The 15744-nt window shown below is 31.6% G+C and carries 14 protein-coding genes and 1 tRNA gene; 14 read left to right on the plus strand and 1 reads right to left on the minus strand.

What is annotated here, in order from left to right; genetic code table 11:
* From PW5551_RS01320 to PW5551_RS01360, 9 genes are all read left to right on the plus strand, one after another.
* Positions 1-1339 (plus strand): glycoside hydrolase family 3 C-terminal domain-containing protein (locus PW5551_RS01320; RefSeq protein WP_199562143.1); only part of this gene is annotated, 1339 nt, incomplete at its 5' end.
* A 269-nt stretch (positions 1340-1608) separates the two neighbouring features.
* Entirely contained in the window at positions 1609-3984 is a 2376-nt protein-coding gene (locus PW5551_RS01325; protein ID WP_113073792.1) for a glycoside hydrolase family 2 protein, read from the plus strand.
* A gap of 13 nt (positions 3985-3997) precedes the next feature.
* Positions 3998-4405: a VOC family protein gene (locus tag PW5551_RS01330; RefSeq protein ID WP_158526106.1), complete on the plus strand. Its 408-nt coding sequence runs from the start codon at positions 3998-4000 to the stop codon at positions 4403-4405.
* A gap of 20 nt (positions 4406-4425) precedes the next feature.
* The gene (locus PW5551_RS01335; protein ID WP_113073796.1) at positions 4426-5430 is read left to right on the plus strand and encodes a LacI family DNA-binding transcriptional regulator; all 1005 of its coding nucleotides are present in this window, start codon (positions 4426-4428) and stop codon (positions 5428-5430) included.
* A 75-nt stretch (positions 5431-5505) separates the two neighbouring features.
* Entirely contained in the window at positions 5506-6324 is an 819-nt protein-coding gene (locus PW5551_RS01340) for a M55 family metallopeptidase (RefSeq protein ID WP_199562145.1), read from the plus strand.
* 28 nt (positions 6325-6352) lie between these two features.
* Positions 6353-6862 (plus strand): peptide-methionine (S)-S-oxide reductase MsrA, encoded by a 510-nt coding sequence (msrA, locus tag PW5551_RS01345; RefSeq protein ID WP_113073798.1) that lies wholly within the window; start codon positions 6353-6355, stop codon positions 6860-6862.
* A gap of 103 nt (positions 6863-6965) precedes the next feature.
* Positions 6966-8135: a metallophosphoesterase gene (locus PW5551_RS01350; RefSeq protein ID WP_113073800.1), complete on the plus strand. Its 1170-nt coding sequence runs from the start codon at positions 6966-6968 to the stop codon at positions 8133-8135.
* A gap of 145 nt (positions 8136-8280) precedes the next feature.
* On the plus strand, positions 8281-10941 hold the full coding sequence (gene ppdK / locus PW5551_RS01355; RefSeq protein ID WP_113073802.1) for a pyruvate, phosphate dikinase: 2661 nt from the start codon (positions 8281-8283) through the stop codon (positions 10939-10941).
* Positions 10942-11057: 116 nt separating this feature from the next.
* The gene (locus PW5551_RS01360) at positions 11058-12005 is read left to right on the plus strand and encodes a methylenetetrahydrofolate reductase (protein ID WP_113073804.1); all 948 of its coding nucleotides are present in this window, start codon (positions 11058-11060) and stop codon (positions 12003-12005) included.
* A gap of 92 nt (positions 12006-12097) precedes the next feature.
* Here the strand turns inward: PW5551_RS01360 and PW5551_RS01365 are convergent.
* Positions 12098-12173 (minus strand) — tRNA-Trp (locus tag PW5551_RS01365).
* A gap of 319 nt (positions 12174-12492) precedes the next feature.
* Here PW5551_RS01365 and ffh point away from each other — a divergent pair.
* Genes ffh through trmD form a run of 5 tightly spaced genes read left to right on the plus strand, consistent with a single transcriptional unit; the run spans position 12493 to position 15744 of the window.
* Complete coding sequence (ffh, locus tag PW5551_RS01370; protein WP_113074058.1) at positions 12493-13812, plus strand: signal recognition particle protein; 1320 nt, start codon at positions 12493-12495, stop codon at positions 13810-13812.
* A gap of 40 nt (positions 13813-13852) precedes the next feature.
* Positions 13853-14185: a 30S ribosomal protein S16 gene (gene rpsP / locus PW5551_RS01375; RefSeq protein ID WP_113073805.1), complete on the plus strand. Its 333-nt coding sequence runs from the start codon at positions 13853-13855 to the stop codon at positions 14183-14185.
* Positions 14182-14412, plus strand: coding sequence for a KH domain-containing protein (locus PW5551_RS01380; protein WP_113073807.1), 231 nt, complete (start codon positions 14182-14184; stop codon positions 14410-14412). Before rpsP ends, PW5551_RS01380 begins: the two co-directional genes overlap by 4 nt.
* Before the next feature lie 5 nt (positions 14413-14417).
* Positions 14418-14984 (plus strand): ribosome maturation factor RimM, encoded by a 567-nt coding sequence (rimM, locus tag PW5551_RS01385; RefSeq protein ID WP_233488393.1) that lies wholly within the window; start codon positions 14418-14420, stop codon positions 14982-14984.
* Positions 14980-15744: a tRNA (guanosine(37)-N1)-methyltransferase TrmD gene (gene trmD, locus PW5551_RS01390; protein ID WP_370445889.1), complete on the plus strand. Its 765-nt coding sequence runs from the start codon at positions 14980-14982 to the stop codon at positions 15742-15744. The genes rimM and trmD overlap by 5 nt, the downstream gene beginning before the upstream one ends.

The raw sequence follows: 15744 nt of genomic DNA on the forward strand, positions 1-15744 counted from the left end.
TGAAAGTATAGTCTTATTAAAAAACAAAGATAACGTACTACCAATAAAAAAAGAAGGAACCATAGCGGTAATAGGAGGATTTGCGAAAAATCCAAGATACCAAGGTGGAGGAAGTTCGCACGTTAACCCAACAAAATTAGACAACGCATTAGAAGAAATAAAAAAGATAGTACAAGGAAAAGCAAAGATTTTATACGAAGAAGGGTATAACACAGACAACGATGAAATAAACAACGAACTAATAGAAAAAGCAAAAAAAGCTGCAAAAGAATCAGAAATAGCAGTAATATTTGCAGGATTACCAGAAAGATACGAATCAGAAGGATACGACAGAGAACACATGAAAATGCCAGAAAACCACAACAAACTAATAGAAGAAGTAAGCAAAGTACAACCAAATACTATAGTAGTACTAAGCAACGGATCACCGGTAGAAATGCCCTGGGTAGACAAAGTAAAAGGGATAATAGAAAGTTACTTAGGGGGGCAAGCAGGTGGTGGAGCAGTAGCAGACGTACTATTTGGAGAAATAAACCCAAGTGGGAAACTAGCAGAAACATTTCCCAAAAAATTAAATCATAACCCATCACACCTCAACTTTCCAGGAGAAGGAAACAAAGTAGAATACAAAGAAGGGGTATTCGTAGGATACAGATACTACGACAAAAAAGAAATAGAACCACTATTCCCGTTTGGTTACGGATTAAGTTATACAAACTTTGAATACTCAGATATAACCATTGACAAAAAAGAAATAACAGATCAAGAAACAATAAAAGTAAAAGTGAAAGTAAAAAATACGGGGAAAGTAAAAGGCAAAGAAATAGTTCAGTTATACATAAAAGATGTAGAAAGCACATTAAACAGACCAGAAAAAGAGTTAAAAGGATTTGAAAAAATAGAATTAGAACCAAACGAAGAAAAGATAGTAACGTTCACTTTAGACAAAAGGGCATTTGCATATTACAATCCAGAAATAAAAGACTGGCATGTAGAAAGTGGAGAGTTTGAAATACTAATAGGGAAATCATCAAAAGAGATAGTATTGAAAGAAAAAGTAAAAGTAAACTCAACGGTTAAAATAAAAAAGAAATTTCACAGAAACTCAACGGTTGGAGATTTAATGGAAGATCCAGTAGGTGTTCAAATAATGAATGAACTTATTCAAAAACTAAGTAAAGTTGGAGGAATGTTCTCAGAAGATGACCACAAAAGTAATGACATGGTACTAGCAATGATGAAATATATGCCTTTAAGAGGTCTAATTAACTTTGGAAAAGGCGAGTTCACAGAAGAGATGTTGAAAGAGATTCTAGAAAAGGTAAATGAAGAAAGATAAAACTAATAATCATGGCATGAGGCGCTCTTTAGAGCGACTTGTGCCATATTTAATTTGCAAAAAATTGGAGGTTTACTTATAAATATATTAATTCAAATTTATCAGACTAAAATGAGGGGTGATTAAGTAAACGAAGAAGCAAAAGAGTTGAGTGAAATATCAACAGAGTTAAAAGGATTAGTTGAGAGTTTTAAGATTTGATTGTTAAAATAAAAAATAAATGAAATTTCAAAAACAAAAAACATAAAAAACCAGTGAGGAATAATAAATTGCAAATATCTTTAAATGGAAAATGGCAAGTATATGACAATGAAAAAGAGTTTGAATTTGAAGGAAATGTACCAGGAACAGTTCAAGGCGACCTTGTGGATTTGAAACTTATGCCTCACCCTTATATAGGGAAAAATGAAGGACTTTTTAAAAGGCTTGAATGGAAAGATTGGGTCTATGAAAAAAGTTTTAATATCGATGATATAGATCAAGGAAAAAGATATGATCTGGTTTTAGAGGGTGTAGACACACTAGCAAATATATATATAAATGATCAGTATGTAGGAAAAACAGAAGATATGTTCATTGAATACAGATTTAATGTAAAAAAATATCTAAAAGTTGGAGAAAATTCTATAAAAGTAGAAATACTATCACCTATCGACTTTCCAAAAAGATTGGAAAAAAATTATGGGAAACTTCATGCTGGTGAAGAAACAGCAAGAGTGTATATAAGAAAAGCGCAGTATTCATACGGTTGGGATTGGGGAGCAAGAATAGCTACAAGTGGAATATATAGAAATATATATATAGATAGTTATAAAGACGGGAGAATATTTGGCTCTACTGCATATTTAGAAGATTTAAATGGGAAAGTTACTTTTACTGGTTATGCTGATATCGATACTGATAAGCTAGAAGATTATCATGTTGAAGTAAGTTTAAATGATTCGTTGACTTTTTCTTTACCAGTTTTTAGAAGTAATGAAGGATTTAAATTTAAGGAAACAAAAACTATAGAAGATATTAAGCTATGGTATCCTCATGATTTAGGAGAAAGCTATCTTTACAAAGTCGGATTCAAACTTAAGAGAAATAACGAAGAAATTTATTCAGAAGAGAAGAAAATAGGATTTAGAATAGTAAGGGTTATAAGAGAAAATGATGGAGAAGGAGAAAGTTTTATATTTGAAATAAACGGAAAAAAGATCTTTGCTAAGGGAGCTAATTGGATACCTGCTGAAAATATTTTAAGTTGGCTTAAAGGCAGCGATTATGAAAAACTAATACAAATGGCGAAAGATGCCAATATGAATATGCTACGAGTTTGGGGTGGGGGACTCTACGAAGATCCTACTTTTTATAATATATGTAATGAAGTCGGTATTTTAGTTTGGCAAGATTTTATGTTTGCGTGTGCGGAATATCCTGACCATATTGAATGGTTTAGGAAATTAGCTAATGAAGAAGTAAAACAGAATGTAATAAAATTGAGACATCATCCAAGTATAGTACTTTGGTGTGGTAATAATGAAAATAACTGGGGCTTTGAAGAATGGGATTATAAGATAAAAGTTGATGGAAAAAATTTAGGTAATAGATTGTATTTAGAAGATTTCCCAAAAATATGTAGCGATGAAGATCCTTCAAGATTATATTGGCCATCAAGTCCGTATGGAGGAATTAAGGCAAACTCTAATCAAGCAGGAGATAGACATGTTTGGGAAATATGGTCCGGTTGGCAAGATTTTAAACATTACCCAAAAGATACATCTAAATTTGTGAGTGAATTTGGATTTCAAGCTGCACCAGATCCTCAAACTATAGATTATTTTGCATTAGCCAAAGAAATGGATATATTTTCTAAGGTCATGTTAAATCACAACAAACAGGTAGAAGGACCTGAAAGACTTTTAAAATTCATAAATAATCATTATGGTTTAGTTAATAACTTTGACTCTATAATATATCTCACCCAGTTAAATCAAGCTGAAGCTATTAAAACTGGTGTTGAGCATTGGAGAAGTAGAAAATACAAAACAGCTGGAACTCTTTATTGGCAAATTAACGATTCTTGGCCTGTTTTTAGTTGGGCTTCGATAGATTATTTTAAAAGACCAAAAGGGCTATATTTCTACACCAAGAGGTTTTATAACCCCGTATTACCTATCGCAAAAATCAAAGATGATAAAATTGTTGTTTCAATAATTAACGATGGAAATTCCTTGAAAGCTGATTTAGAATTTCAACTTTGGTCTCTTGATGGAAATTTAATAGACAAGAAGAGTTATGCAGAACTGTATATTTCTGAAGATACAGTAATTACTATTGACAATATATGTGCAAAAGATTTCGAGATAAATAATACAATCGCCTTTCTAAGGATAAAACAAAATGGAAAAACTATAATTGAAAACCACGAACTGTTTGCAGATCTTAGAATAAATAGATTAAATGATCCTGAAATATTCTACAAAAAAGATGGAGACAGTCTAATACTTGAATGTAAAAAACCAGCTCTAGGAGTTAATATTAGAGTTGATGGAGAAAATTTTACGGAAGACAACTTTTTTGCACTTTTTCCAAATAATTCAAGAATTTTGAAAAACGTTGTGGGAGAAATAAGTATAAAAAGCGCATATGATTTTATTTGAGGAGATGAATGACATGAATTTTAATTTTGATCATTTGGCAATTACCGTTTCAGATCTAGAAAGATCTATAAAATTTTACAGAGATATTCTTGGTTTTAAAGTTTTAGGGAAATTAGTTCAGGATAATGGTAATTTCATCATAGTTTATATAGATATGGGAGACAAAGTTTTAGAATTATTCTATTTTACAGAAAAAGGGGAAAATACTTTTTCTTTAAAAGAAAAAGATATTGGAATAAAACATTTTGCTTTTAAAGTAGAAAGTGTAGATAAGACTTTTAATTATTTAAAAGAAAAAGGGATAGAATTCACTATGGAACCTACGAATGCAGAAGGCGGGGTTAGAATTGCTTTCTTCAAAGATCCTGATGATATTTTAATAGAAATAATTGAAGGAAAGCTAACTTTGGAAAATTATTAACGTTGTTTGAGGGGAGAGATATGACAACTATTAGAGATATTGCAAAGGCTTCTGGTTTTTCTATTGCAACAGTTTCACGAGTTCTTAACGGAAGTGATAAAGTTACAGAAGAAACAAGGAACAAAATTTTAAGAGTAATAAAAGAAATGGAATATAGAAGAAGCGAGAGTATAAAAGGAAGTTTATTTAGAGCAGTTGGAGTATTAGTTCCAGATTTAAAAGCTGATTATTATGGAATGATAGCCGAAGGAATCGAAGAAGCCTTGTTACGAAACAATTATGAAATGTTTCTTTCGACTTACAGGCATTCCTTAAACAAGGAAAAGCAGGCTTTAGAGGAATTTTTTGCAAGAAAAGTTGATGGAGTTATCTTATGTACTACTTATGATGATGAAGAATGTTTAGAAAAGTTTCTAGAAGCCGGAATACCTATAGTCGCTATAGATAGAGAAAATTCTGATCTAAAAATTGATATTGTTACAATAGATAATTACTCTGCTTCTTTTGAAGTTGTAAAATATCTTTATAAAATGGGTCATAGAAAAATTCTATATGTTCAAGGGCTCATGGAAGTATATTCGGCAAGAGAAAGAAAAAAAGCTTTTGAAGATTTTTCAATAAAAAATAAAGATCTAGAAGTCACATTCGTTTCTGCAGGGTTTGATCCTGAAGAAGGGTATAATGCTGTGAAGAAACATCTTGATACTTATGGGAAAACTTTTACTGCTATTGCCTTTTCTAATGACTGGGTCGCTTTAAGTGGAATCAAGGCTATGAAAGAAAAAGGAATAGATTATCCCAACGATGTTTCCATTATTGGTTTTGATGATGCAACTTTCGCCAAATATCTTCATCCATCTTTGACTACTGTTAGGCAACCAACTTATGAAATGGGTTTGAATGCAGCAAAATTATTGATAGAAAAGCTAGAAAGGAAAAGGGAAAGTAGGGTAAAAAGGCGGATGATTCTTCCAACAGAGTTAATAATAAGAGATTCCGTGAAAGATATTAATCCAGTTTTTTAGAAATACTTCAAAATCTTTTCTAAAAATATCTAAAGCTTCTGTTATAATATTTATTAAAAAAAAGAAAAAAATGAGGTGATTTCTATAAAAGTCTATATTTCTTTCGACTTTGAAGGACTGGGGGGTATAACTCAATGGAGTGATGTCACCAAAAAAGATAAAGAATACAAACAAGATTATGCCATCAGGCAATTAAGAGCACTTTTGGAACCATTAAAAAATCATGAAGTAACTTTATCTGATTCACATGCTGAAGGCGATAACATCCCTTGGACATTAACTGATGATTTTTCTAATATAAAATTGATTAGTGGTGGAATTAGAAAGTATTATATGATGAATGGGATAGATGAATCTTTTGATAGAGCAATATTTTTTGGATATCATTCCGGTGTAGGGGAAAGGTATTCTACGATGGATCATACTTATTCAAGTTCTTCTATTCATAATATTTGGATCAATAATATTGAAATGAATGAAACTTTGATAAATGCCGCATATGCAGGAATATTTGATGTTCCTTTAACCTTAGTTGTAGGAGATGACAAGTTAAAAAAACAGATAAAGCCTTATTTTAAAAATCTTTATTATGTTGAAACTAAAAGATCTTTAGGTAAATATTCTGCAGAACATAAACCTATGAAACTTTTATTAGAAGAAATAAAAAACACAACTGAAAATATGCTGAGTAAAGGGAAAGAGCAATTTGATGTTTTTAAATTTAATTCTCCTGTTGAGATGAAAATAGAGTTTTCCGATACTTCAAAAGCAGACATGGTCGAATCTATGCCGTTAGTTGAAAGACTAGACGGAAGAAGAGTAAGAATTACAAATACTGATTACAAAGTAATCTTTGAAGCTCTTTTAGCAATGACTTATATTTGTGAATCCTAAAAGTAACAAAAGAAGAGGTGATTAAATAATGACTGAAAAAGCGATTTTTGCTGCTGGTTGTTTTTGGGGTGTGGAACATTTGTTTAAAAAGGTTGAAGGAGTGATAAGTGTAACAAGCGGTTACACTGGAGGGACTGTAGAAAATCCGAGCTATGAACAAGTTTGCAGCGGAAATACTGGTCATGCAGAAGCGGTTCTGGTAGTTTATGATCCAAATAAGGTTAATTATGAAACATTGGTAAGATATTTTTTTGAAATACATGATTTCACACAAGAAAACGGTCAAGGGCCAGATATTGGGGAACAGTATAGAAGTGAAATATTTTATCTTGATGAAGAACAAAAAAGGATTGCTGATAAAGTAAAGAAAGAGCTTTTGGATAGGAATTTGAAGGTAGTTACAAAAATAACAAAAGCAACAGAGTTTTATAATGCAGAAGATTATCATCAACATTACTATGAAAAGACAGGTAAAAAACCTTACTGCCATTTTAGAAGGAAAATTTTTAAAGATGATTACGTAAAAATTCTGTTTTAATGATTATTAATTATGATATAATTATCTGCGTTAGTTATTGTCTAAAAAATAAAGTTTAGTTTTTTTCAAGTAGAGATTATCGTGTTAATCTGGAGGATTTTTAATGAAAGTTTTTCTAAGCGATTTACATATTGGCCTTGGTAATGAAGCAGACGATTTTATTTATGATGAACAAATGATTAAGTTGCTGGATGAATTAGAAGAAGAAAGATCAGAACTTTTTATAGTTGGCGATTTTTTAGAATTAACAAATTTAGTAAATGATGGTCAGTTAATGGATACCGCTAATGAGTATGCTGATAGTTTTGATCTTTCTCTTATAGATGAAATTTTTAGAAGTCATAAAAAACTTTTAGAGAGATTCCAAAACTTCTCAAAGAAAAATAAAATGTATTACATAGTGGGAAACCACGATTACTATATACTTTTAAATAGTAAATTAAAAGAAAAAATAAAAGAATATTTTCATAATTGTGAAATTTTACCCTATTATTATGATCCTAAGATTAAGTTATTTGCTATACATGGCAATCAGTTTGATATCGTCAATAGATTGAGCAAAGACGAGGAAGGAAATCTTCTTCCTCCCTTTTCAGATTATATGAATAAGTATATGAATTTTTACTTTGGTAAGGTAGCAAGCGAAATCTTACCCTCTGAACTCTTTTCTGATTATCAAAATATTTATCCCCAGTTGGATGTTTTTAAGTGGCTTGAAAATATTAAAGAGAAATATGGAATAAAATATAATTTAAAAAACAATTGGATAGAGAATTTCACTAAATTAATTAAGACACCTCAGGTGAAAAAATGGCTGAAGTCTAACTTTCCTGGTGTAAATGTGCTTTCTAATATATTTGTCAACAATATTGGAGGTTTAAAGTTAGGCGAAGGCATAGTAAGAGTGGGGATGTTTTTTAGAAGCGTTCGTAATTCTAACTCTTTATTAATGAAGTCAGAAAAACTTTTAAATGAAGAATTTTATATTCCTGAAAGGTATCTCTTGGGTTACACCGATCATGATCTTTCTTTTGCTGAAGGCGAAATAAAAACAATAATAATGGGACACAATCATAGAGCCTCTTTTAACATTATATCAAACAATGGATCAAAAAAATATTATGTAAACACTGGTACATGGAAGTTTATGGTAAATAGAAATTATGGAATCGACAACAATGAGTTTATTAAAAAGAAATTAATTTCCTATCTATTAGTAAATGATTCAAAAATAGAACCTACTTATAAATTAGTGAGGGAAGAAGCGGTGTAGTTCCGCTTTAAAATTGTTTATTAAATTTTACTGAAATGAGAAAAAGAAAAAAAGTTTTTAAAATATAATATAAAAAGTGCTTTTTTGATTTTATTAAGAAATTTATATTTAATAGCAAAATTAAATTAGTTTAGGAGGGGAAAAAATGGCAAAAAAATATGTTTATGTATGGAACAAGAATAGAGTAGAAGGTAACTCTAAAATGAAAAACTTATTGGGTGGAAAAGGCGCCAACTTAGCTGAAATGGCTTCGCTTGGTTTACCAGTTCCTCCAGGTTTTACTATTTCTACGGAAGTATGTAAGTATTATTGGGAACATGACAAAAACTTTCCTGAAGATCTTAAACCAGCAGTAGAAGAAGCAATTAAAGAATTAGAAAATGTGTCAGGAAAGAAATTTGGTGACAAAAATAACCCTTTACTAGTTTCTGTTAGATCTGGGGCTGCAATATCTATGCCTGGTATGATGGATACCATATTAAACTTAGGTCTTAATGATGTATCTGTTGAAGGTATGGCAAAGTTAACTAACAATGAAAGATTTGCGTGGGATTCCTACAGGAGATTCATTCAGATGTTTGGGGACGTTGCACTTGGTATTCCGCACGAAAAATTCGAAGAAGCCTTAGCTGAAGTAAAGAGCGAAAAAGGTGTAAAGCAAGATATAGAATTAGATGCTGATGACTTCAAAAAGGTTGTAGAGTTATATAAAAAATTATATAAAGAAGAGGGGAAAGAATTCCCCCAAGATCCCATGGAACAATTATGGATTTCTATAGAAGCCGTTTTTGGTAGCTGGAATAATCCTAGAGCTATAAAATATAGGCAAATTAATGAAATGGACAAAGAAGGTTTGCTTGGTACTGCTGTAAACGTAGTTGCAATGGTATTTGGAAATATGGGAGAAGACAGTGGAACAGGTGTTGCTTTCACACGTGACCCAAATACTGGAGAAAAGAAATTCTACGGAGAATTTCTTACCAACGCACAAGGTGAAGACGTTGTTGCAGGTATAAGAACTCCAAAAAGTTTAGATGAGTTGAGAAATATCAACCCTAAGGTATATAACCAATTGTTGGAATTGATGGATAAATTAGAAAAACACTTTAGGGACATGCAAGATGTTGAATTCACCGTAGAAAGAGGCCAGTTGTTCTTATTACAGACAAGGAGCGGGAAAAGAACAGCGGCGGCGGCCGTAAAGATAGCGGTAGATATGGAAAAAGAAGGATTAATTGATAAAAAAGAAGCTGTAATGAGAGTTAAACCAAGCGATATAGAAAAATTGTTACATCCTTTATTTGATGCAGAAGAATTGAAGAAAGCTCAATACATTGGAAAGGGGTTACCGGCTTCTCCTGGCGCGGCAACAGGGAAAATAGTTTTTAGTGCCGATGATGCAGAAAGTGAAGCAAAAAATGGTGAAAAAGTAATATTAGCAAGGCCAGAAACCTCGCCAGAAGATGTTGGTGGTATGAACGTTGCTGAAGGTATATTGACATCCCGTGGCGGAATGACTTCTCATGCCGCAGTTGTAGCTAGAGGTATGGGGAAAACCGCTGTTGTAGGAGCAGAAGATATCGTTATTGACCTGAAAAATAAAGTAATAAGATCCAATGGAGTTGAATTAAAAGAAGGAGATTGGATCTCCATTGACGGTAATGAAGGTAAAGTTTATGCTGGAAAGGTTAAGACAGTAAGACCTGAAGGATTAGCTGGAGATATTTCTACGCTGCTTGAATATGCTGACGAAGTGTCAGATTTAGGTGTGAGAGCAAATGCAGATATTCCAAGAGATGCGAAGGTAGCAAGAGAATTTGGAGCACAAGGTATAGGGTTATGTAGAACAGAACATATGTTCTTTGGTCCTGAAAGAATAACCAAGATGAGAAGAATGATTGTTTCTAAAACTGAAGAGCAACGAAGAGCCGCGTTAGAAGAATTATTGCCTTTCCAAAGATCGGATTTCAAAGGATTATTTGAAGAAATGGAAGGCTTCTCTGTTACGATAAGGCTTTTAGATCCACCACTTCACGAATTTGTTCCTGAAACTGATGAACAAATTAAAGAGGTTGTAAAAACATTAGGTGTAAGTGAAGATGAGCTGAGGCAAACCGTTAAAGATTTAGAAGAGTTCAACCCAATGATGGGTCATAGAGGTGTTAGGTTAGCTATTACCTATCCTGAAATTGCTGAAATGCAGACAAAAGCGATAATTTTAGCAGCTATTGATATGATTAAAGAAGGTAAAAAAGTTAAACCAGAAATTATGATTCCGTTGGTTGGAAATGTAAAAGAACTCACAATACTTAAAGATTCAATAAAAGAAATAGCTGATGAATTAATAAAAGAAAATGGAGTAGATTTAGAATACAAAATTGGTACAATGATAGAAGTTCCTAGAGCATGTGTTGTAGCAGATCAAATAGGTGCTGAAGCAGATTTCTTTAGTTTTGGTACAAATGATCTTACTCAGCTTGGTTTAGGTTTCTCAAGAGATGATTATGGGAAATTTGTAGGTGATTATATAGAAAAAGGAGTTTATGAAAAGGATCCATTCCAACAAATAGATAGAGAAGGGGTAGGAAGGTTAATAAAGCTCGCCCTTGATGGAGGGAGATCAGTTAATCCACAATTAAAAGTTGGGATTTGTGGAGAACATGGAGGAGATCCTTACTCCATAGAGTTTGCTCATTTAGTTGGATTAGATTATGTCAGCTGTTCTCCATATAGAGTTCCTGTTGCACGGTTAGCTGCTGCTCAGGCTGCAGTAACGTACAAAAGAGGAAAAAGTGTAAATTATTAGATATATCCACAAATTATAAGGGGATTTTACATCCCCTTTTTCTTTTTGAAATTTACCAAAAATTTGGTAAAATTGTGACTAAATAGTTGTTATCTTTATTTCCGGGGTGATAAAATTTGAAAATAATTGATTTTATATGTCAATCTGAAAAACCTATTTTATCATTTGAAATCATTCCTCCTCAGGTTGGTGAGAGCATTGATTCAATATTTAAAGCAATTGACAATTTGATTGAATTTTCACCGAAATTTATTAATGTAACAAAACATGCGGATGAGATCGAATATTTGGAAGAAAACGATAAAATAGTGAAAATAATCAAAAAGAAAAGGCCTGGCACAGTTGGAATAAGTGCATCTATAAAACATAGGTATAATATAGAAGTTGTACCCCATCTAATATGTACAGGAATTAACAAATATCAATTAGAGGAAATATTGGTCGATCTAAATTATCTGAAGATAGATAATGTCCTTGTATTAAGAGGAGATAAAAAGAAATACACATGGAGAGAAGACGGAGAATACGATCATGCTTATCAATTGGTAAAACAGATATCAGACATGAATAAGGGTATATATACAACTCCAACAAAAGAACATAATCCTACTAATTTTTGCATTGGAGTTGCAGGATATCCTGAAAAACATTTTGAATCACCAAACTTTGAAAAAGACCTTGAATATTTAAAATTAAAAGTTGATATGGGCGCAGAGTTTATTATAACTCAAATGTTTTTTGATGTAGAATATTATTTAAATTTTGTTCAAAAGGTAAGAAATTTTGGAATAGAAGTACCAATAATTCCAGGCATAAAACCAGTAGCTAGTAAGAAATCGTTGTATAATATTCCACAAAATTTTCATGTAAATATACCGAAAAACATGGTTGAAGATTTTGATAATGCAGTTACTGCTCAAGACGAATTCAGTGTAGGGGTTAAACATACCGTCGATTTAATAGCAAAATTATTAGAATTAGGGGTACCAGGAATACATCTTTTTACAATGGGGAAAGGGAAGATAATTAAAGCAGTTTTAAAAGAATTCAGGGAAGTATTTTAGTAATAAACAGATAAAATAAAAACTGGTAATTAGCCAGTTTTTATTTTGCTTTCATGAATTTAATTTTTGAGGAGGCAAAAGGATAGAAGTTATGGCACGCCCGGAGGGACTTGAACCCCCAGCCTGCGGTTTTGGAGACCGCCGCTCTACCAATTGAGCTACAGGCGTATCGCTATGTAATTATAGCACAAAAAAATAAATACTTCAAGAGTATTTTTCTTTAAATTAAAGTGAATTGATTTGTTAACATTGTTTTGGTATGCTTATTAATAAAGAAAAACAACCTATCGGTTGAAAAAAAGATAAGTATTTTTATATTATAAAAATATTAACATAATAGTAACCTTAAATTATAGCAGAACTTTTACTTTTTTCATACTTTTTACCAAATATCTTTTTTTTTATAGTATACTAAGAAAGGATTTGTTTTGGCATTAAAAATAAAAAGAAAATTCCTAATAATTCACCACTTATGAGGTGATCAATGGTGTTTGACAGTTTACAAAAAAAACTCTCGGGAGTTTTTAAGAGTTTATCAGGAAAAGGGAAATTAACCGAAAAGAATATAAAAGATGCTATGAGAGAAGTAAAGCTTTCTCTTTTAGAAGCTGATGTTCATTATAAAGTGGTAAAAGAATTGATAGATAAAGTTAAAGAAGAAGCTCTGGGAGAAAAAGTATTGGAAAGTTTAACTCCCGATCAAGAGTTTATAAGAATAGTTAGAGACGATCTGATTGAATTAATGGGTGGAAAAGAGAATAACAAAATTACGGTATCTCGAAACCCAGGTTTTATAATGTTAACGGGGTTACAAGGAAGTGGAAAAACAACAACAGCCGCTAAATTAGCTAATTTCTACAAAAAGAAAGGCAAGAATCCATTACTTGTTGCAGCAGATACTTACCGTCCTGCAGCGATAGATCAATTAATTCAATTAGGAGAAGATATTGGAATACCTGTTTTTACAGGCGATAAGTATAATGCTGTTAAAATTGTTGAAGAAAGCAAAAAATACGCTGAAAAACTTTTACACGATATAGTTATTGTCGATACGGCTGGAAGATTGCATATAGATGAAAAGATGATGGAAGAGCTTGAAAAGATAAAGGAAATAATAAGTCCTGATGAAATACTGATGGTAGTAGATTCTATGGTAGGGCAAGATGCTGTTAACTCTGCTAAAGATTTCAATGATAGACTAGATTTATCAGGATTCATCGTAACAAAATTAGATGGTGACTCCCGTGGCGGTGTGATTATTTCTATAAGGTATATAACAGGGAAACCTGTGAAAATGGTGGGAATTGGAGAAAAGATAGAAGATTTAGAAGAGTTTTTTCCTGATAGATACGTGGGAAGAATATTAGGAATGGGGGATGTGCTCTCCTTTATCGAAAAGGTTGAAAAAGATATAGATAAAAAGAAAGCAGAAGAAGATGCAGAGAGGTTTTTGGAGGGAAAATTTGATTTAATGGATTTTTTAGAGCAAATTAGACAAATAAAAAAAATGGGTCCTTTAAGTAATTTATTAGAGATGGTACCCGGTGTTCCCAAAGGTCAAGTTGATGTTAGCAAAGGAGAAAATGAATTAAGAAAGTTTGAGGCCATAATCAATTCTATGACTTTAAAAGAGAGAAAAAGTCCACGTATTCTCACATATTCTAGGAAACAGAGAATAGCGAAAGGAAGTGGAACAACACTTCAAGATATCAATAGGTTATTAAAATCATACGATCAGCTAAAAAAAACAATGAAACAAATGAGGAAATTTAAAGGGAAAAAATTGATGAAAAATCTACCTTTTTAAAGCAAATATTATTTTTTAAAATAAATGTGGAGGTGTATCAATGGTAAAAATTAGATTGAACAGGATGGGTAGGAGACATCAACCATTTTATCGTATAGTTATAGTTGATTCTAGGAATAAAAGAAGTGGAAAGTATATAGAGTCCATTGGATATTATGACCCCTTAAACGAATCAAATCAATACAAAGTTGACGAAGATAAAGCTTTAGATTGGCTTTTAAAAGGTGCTCAGCCAACAGATACAGCAAGAAGAATCTTAAGGAAGATGGGGGTTATGAAAAGGTTTGATGAGATTAAATATAAATCAACAAAAGAAAAGAAATTGAATAAAACCGAAGTATCCCTAGAAAATGAAGGAGAAACCGTTGAATGAAGCACTTAATATCAGAAATAATAAACAAAATAGTTAAGCATCCAGAAGATGTAAAAATAAATGAGATTGAAGAAGAGGGTACTATAATTTTTGAAATATTCGTTAATCCAGAAGATGTTGGGCAAATAATAGGAAAAGATGGAAGAACAATAAAATCTATAAACATACTATTAAACGCAGCAAAAAAAGATTCCGAAAGGAAATTTATTTTAAGAGTAATTAGGTGAGTAATTTGAATAGTTTAAAAAATCTTTTGGACAACAAGATATCTGTGGGTAAGATCGTAAACAGTCACGGTGTGAAAGGCGAAGTCAAGATATTACCTTTCACTAATTTAAAATCCTTAATTAGAGAATTAGATCATGTTATATTATTTAATCCCTCTAATAAAAGCTTCTTCTTTAGTAAAGTTTTGAAAGTAAAGGATTTAAATAGATTTTATGTGTTAGCTCTACAAGGTGTCACAAATATTGATGAAGCAAAAAAGATGATGGGATACGAAATTTACACAGATATGAAAAATCTTCCATATCTTGAAGAAGATGAATATTATTGGTTTGAAATTTTAGAGTCAAAAGTTTATTATGAAGATGGAGAATATATAGGACAAGTTCAAGAAATCATAGAAACTGGAGCAAATGATGTTATTTCAGTTGTCAAAGAAGAACCAAACGGAGAAACAAAAGAAACACTAATACCTATGACGGATTATTACATAGTTGATTTGAAAAAAAATGAAAAGACGATCATAACAAAAAAGATGGATTGGTACAATGAAGGAAAAGAAGATGCCGATTGAAATAAAAGTTCTTTCCATTTTTCCAGATATGTTTGATATTATAAAAAAATATGGGGTTATAAAAAGAGCTTTAGATAAAAATCTGGTAAATATAGACTTAGTAAACATAAGAGATTATACAAGAGACAAACATAAAGTAACGGATAAGCCCGGTTATGGTGGAAATAACGGCATGGTTATGTTAGCTGAACCCTTTTATAGATTTTATGATGAGTATCTTTCTTTGAAAGGCCATAAACCTTATGTAGTATTACCTTCCCCTCAAGGAAGTATTTTTAATAACGATATAGCTTTCGAGTTATCGCAAAAAGAAGAATTGATATTTTTTTGTGGAAGATATGAAGGAATAGATGAAAGAGTCAAAAATATTATAGATATAGAGATTTCAATTGGTGATTATGTTCTAACTGGTGGAGAAATTCCCACAATGGTTATGATTGACTCCCTACTTAGGTTCATTCCAGGAGTTGTTGGAAAAAAAGAAAGTGTTGAGAATGATTCTTTTTTTAATGGACTTTTAGATCATTCACATTATACTAAACCCGCAGATTTCAAAGGTATGAAGGTTCCAGACGTTCTTTTAAGTGGGGATCACGGAAAAATTGAATCTTATAGGAAAAAAGATAGTTTGCTTAAAACGATAATAAAGAGGCCAGATCTTTTTATAAAAAAAGAGCTTGATTTCGAAGAAAAAGAATTATTAGTAGAAATTATTAAAGAAATGATCAACAAAAACACAAAATACTTTGAGAGGTCTTGA

The organism is Petrotoga sp. 9PW.55.5.1 (genome assembly GCF_003265365.1).
In the GTDB taxonomy this organism is placed as follows: domain Bacteria; phylum Thermotogota; class Thermotogae; order Petrotogales; family Petrotogaceae; genus Petrotoga.

What these genes read in the sequence shown, in the direction of transcription:
- ppdK (WP_113073802.1), top strand. Translation starts at nt 8,281, where the DNA reads ATGGCAAAAAAATATGTTTATGTATGGAACAAGAATAGAGTAGAAGGT.
- PW5551_RS01330 (WP_158526106.1), top strand. Translation starts at nt 3,998, where the DNA reads ATGAATTTTAATTTTGATCATTTGGCAATTACCGTTTCAGATCTAGAA.
- PW5551_RS01380 (WP_113073807.1), top strand. Translation starts at nt 14,182, where the DNA reads ATGAAGCACTTAATATCAGAAATAATAAACAAAATAGTTAAGCATCCA.
- rpsP (WP_113073805.1), top strand. Translation starts at nt 13,853, where the DNA reads ATGGTAAAAATTAGATTGAACAGGATGGGTAGGAGACATCAACCATTT.
- PW5551_RS01335 (WP_113073796.1), top strand. Translation starts at nt 4,426, where the DNA reads ATGACAACTATTAGAGATATTGCAAAGGCTTCTGGTTTTTCTATTGCA.
- PW5551_RS01350 (WP_113073800.1), top strand. Translation starts at nt 6,966, where the DNA reads ATGAAAGTTTTTCTAAGCGATTTACATATTGGCCTTGGTAATGAAGCA.
- msrA (WP_113073798.1), top strand. Translation starts at nt 6,353, where the DNA reads ATGACTGAAAAAGCGATTTTTGCTGCTGGTTGTTTTTGGGGTGTGGAA.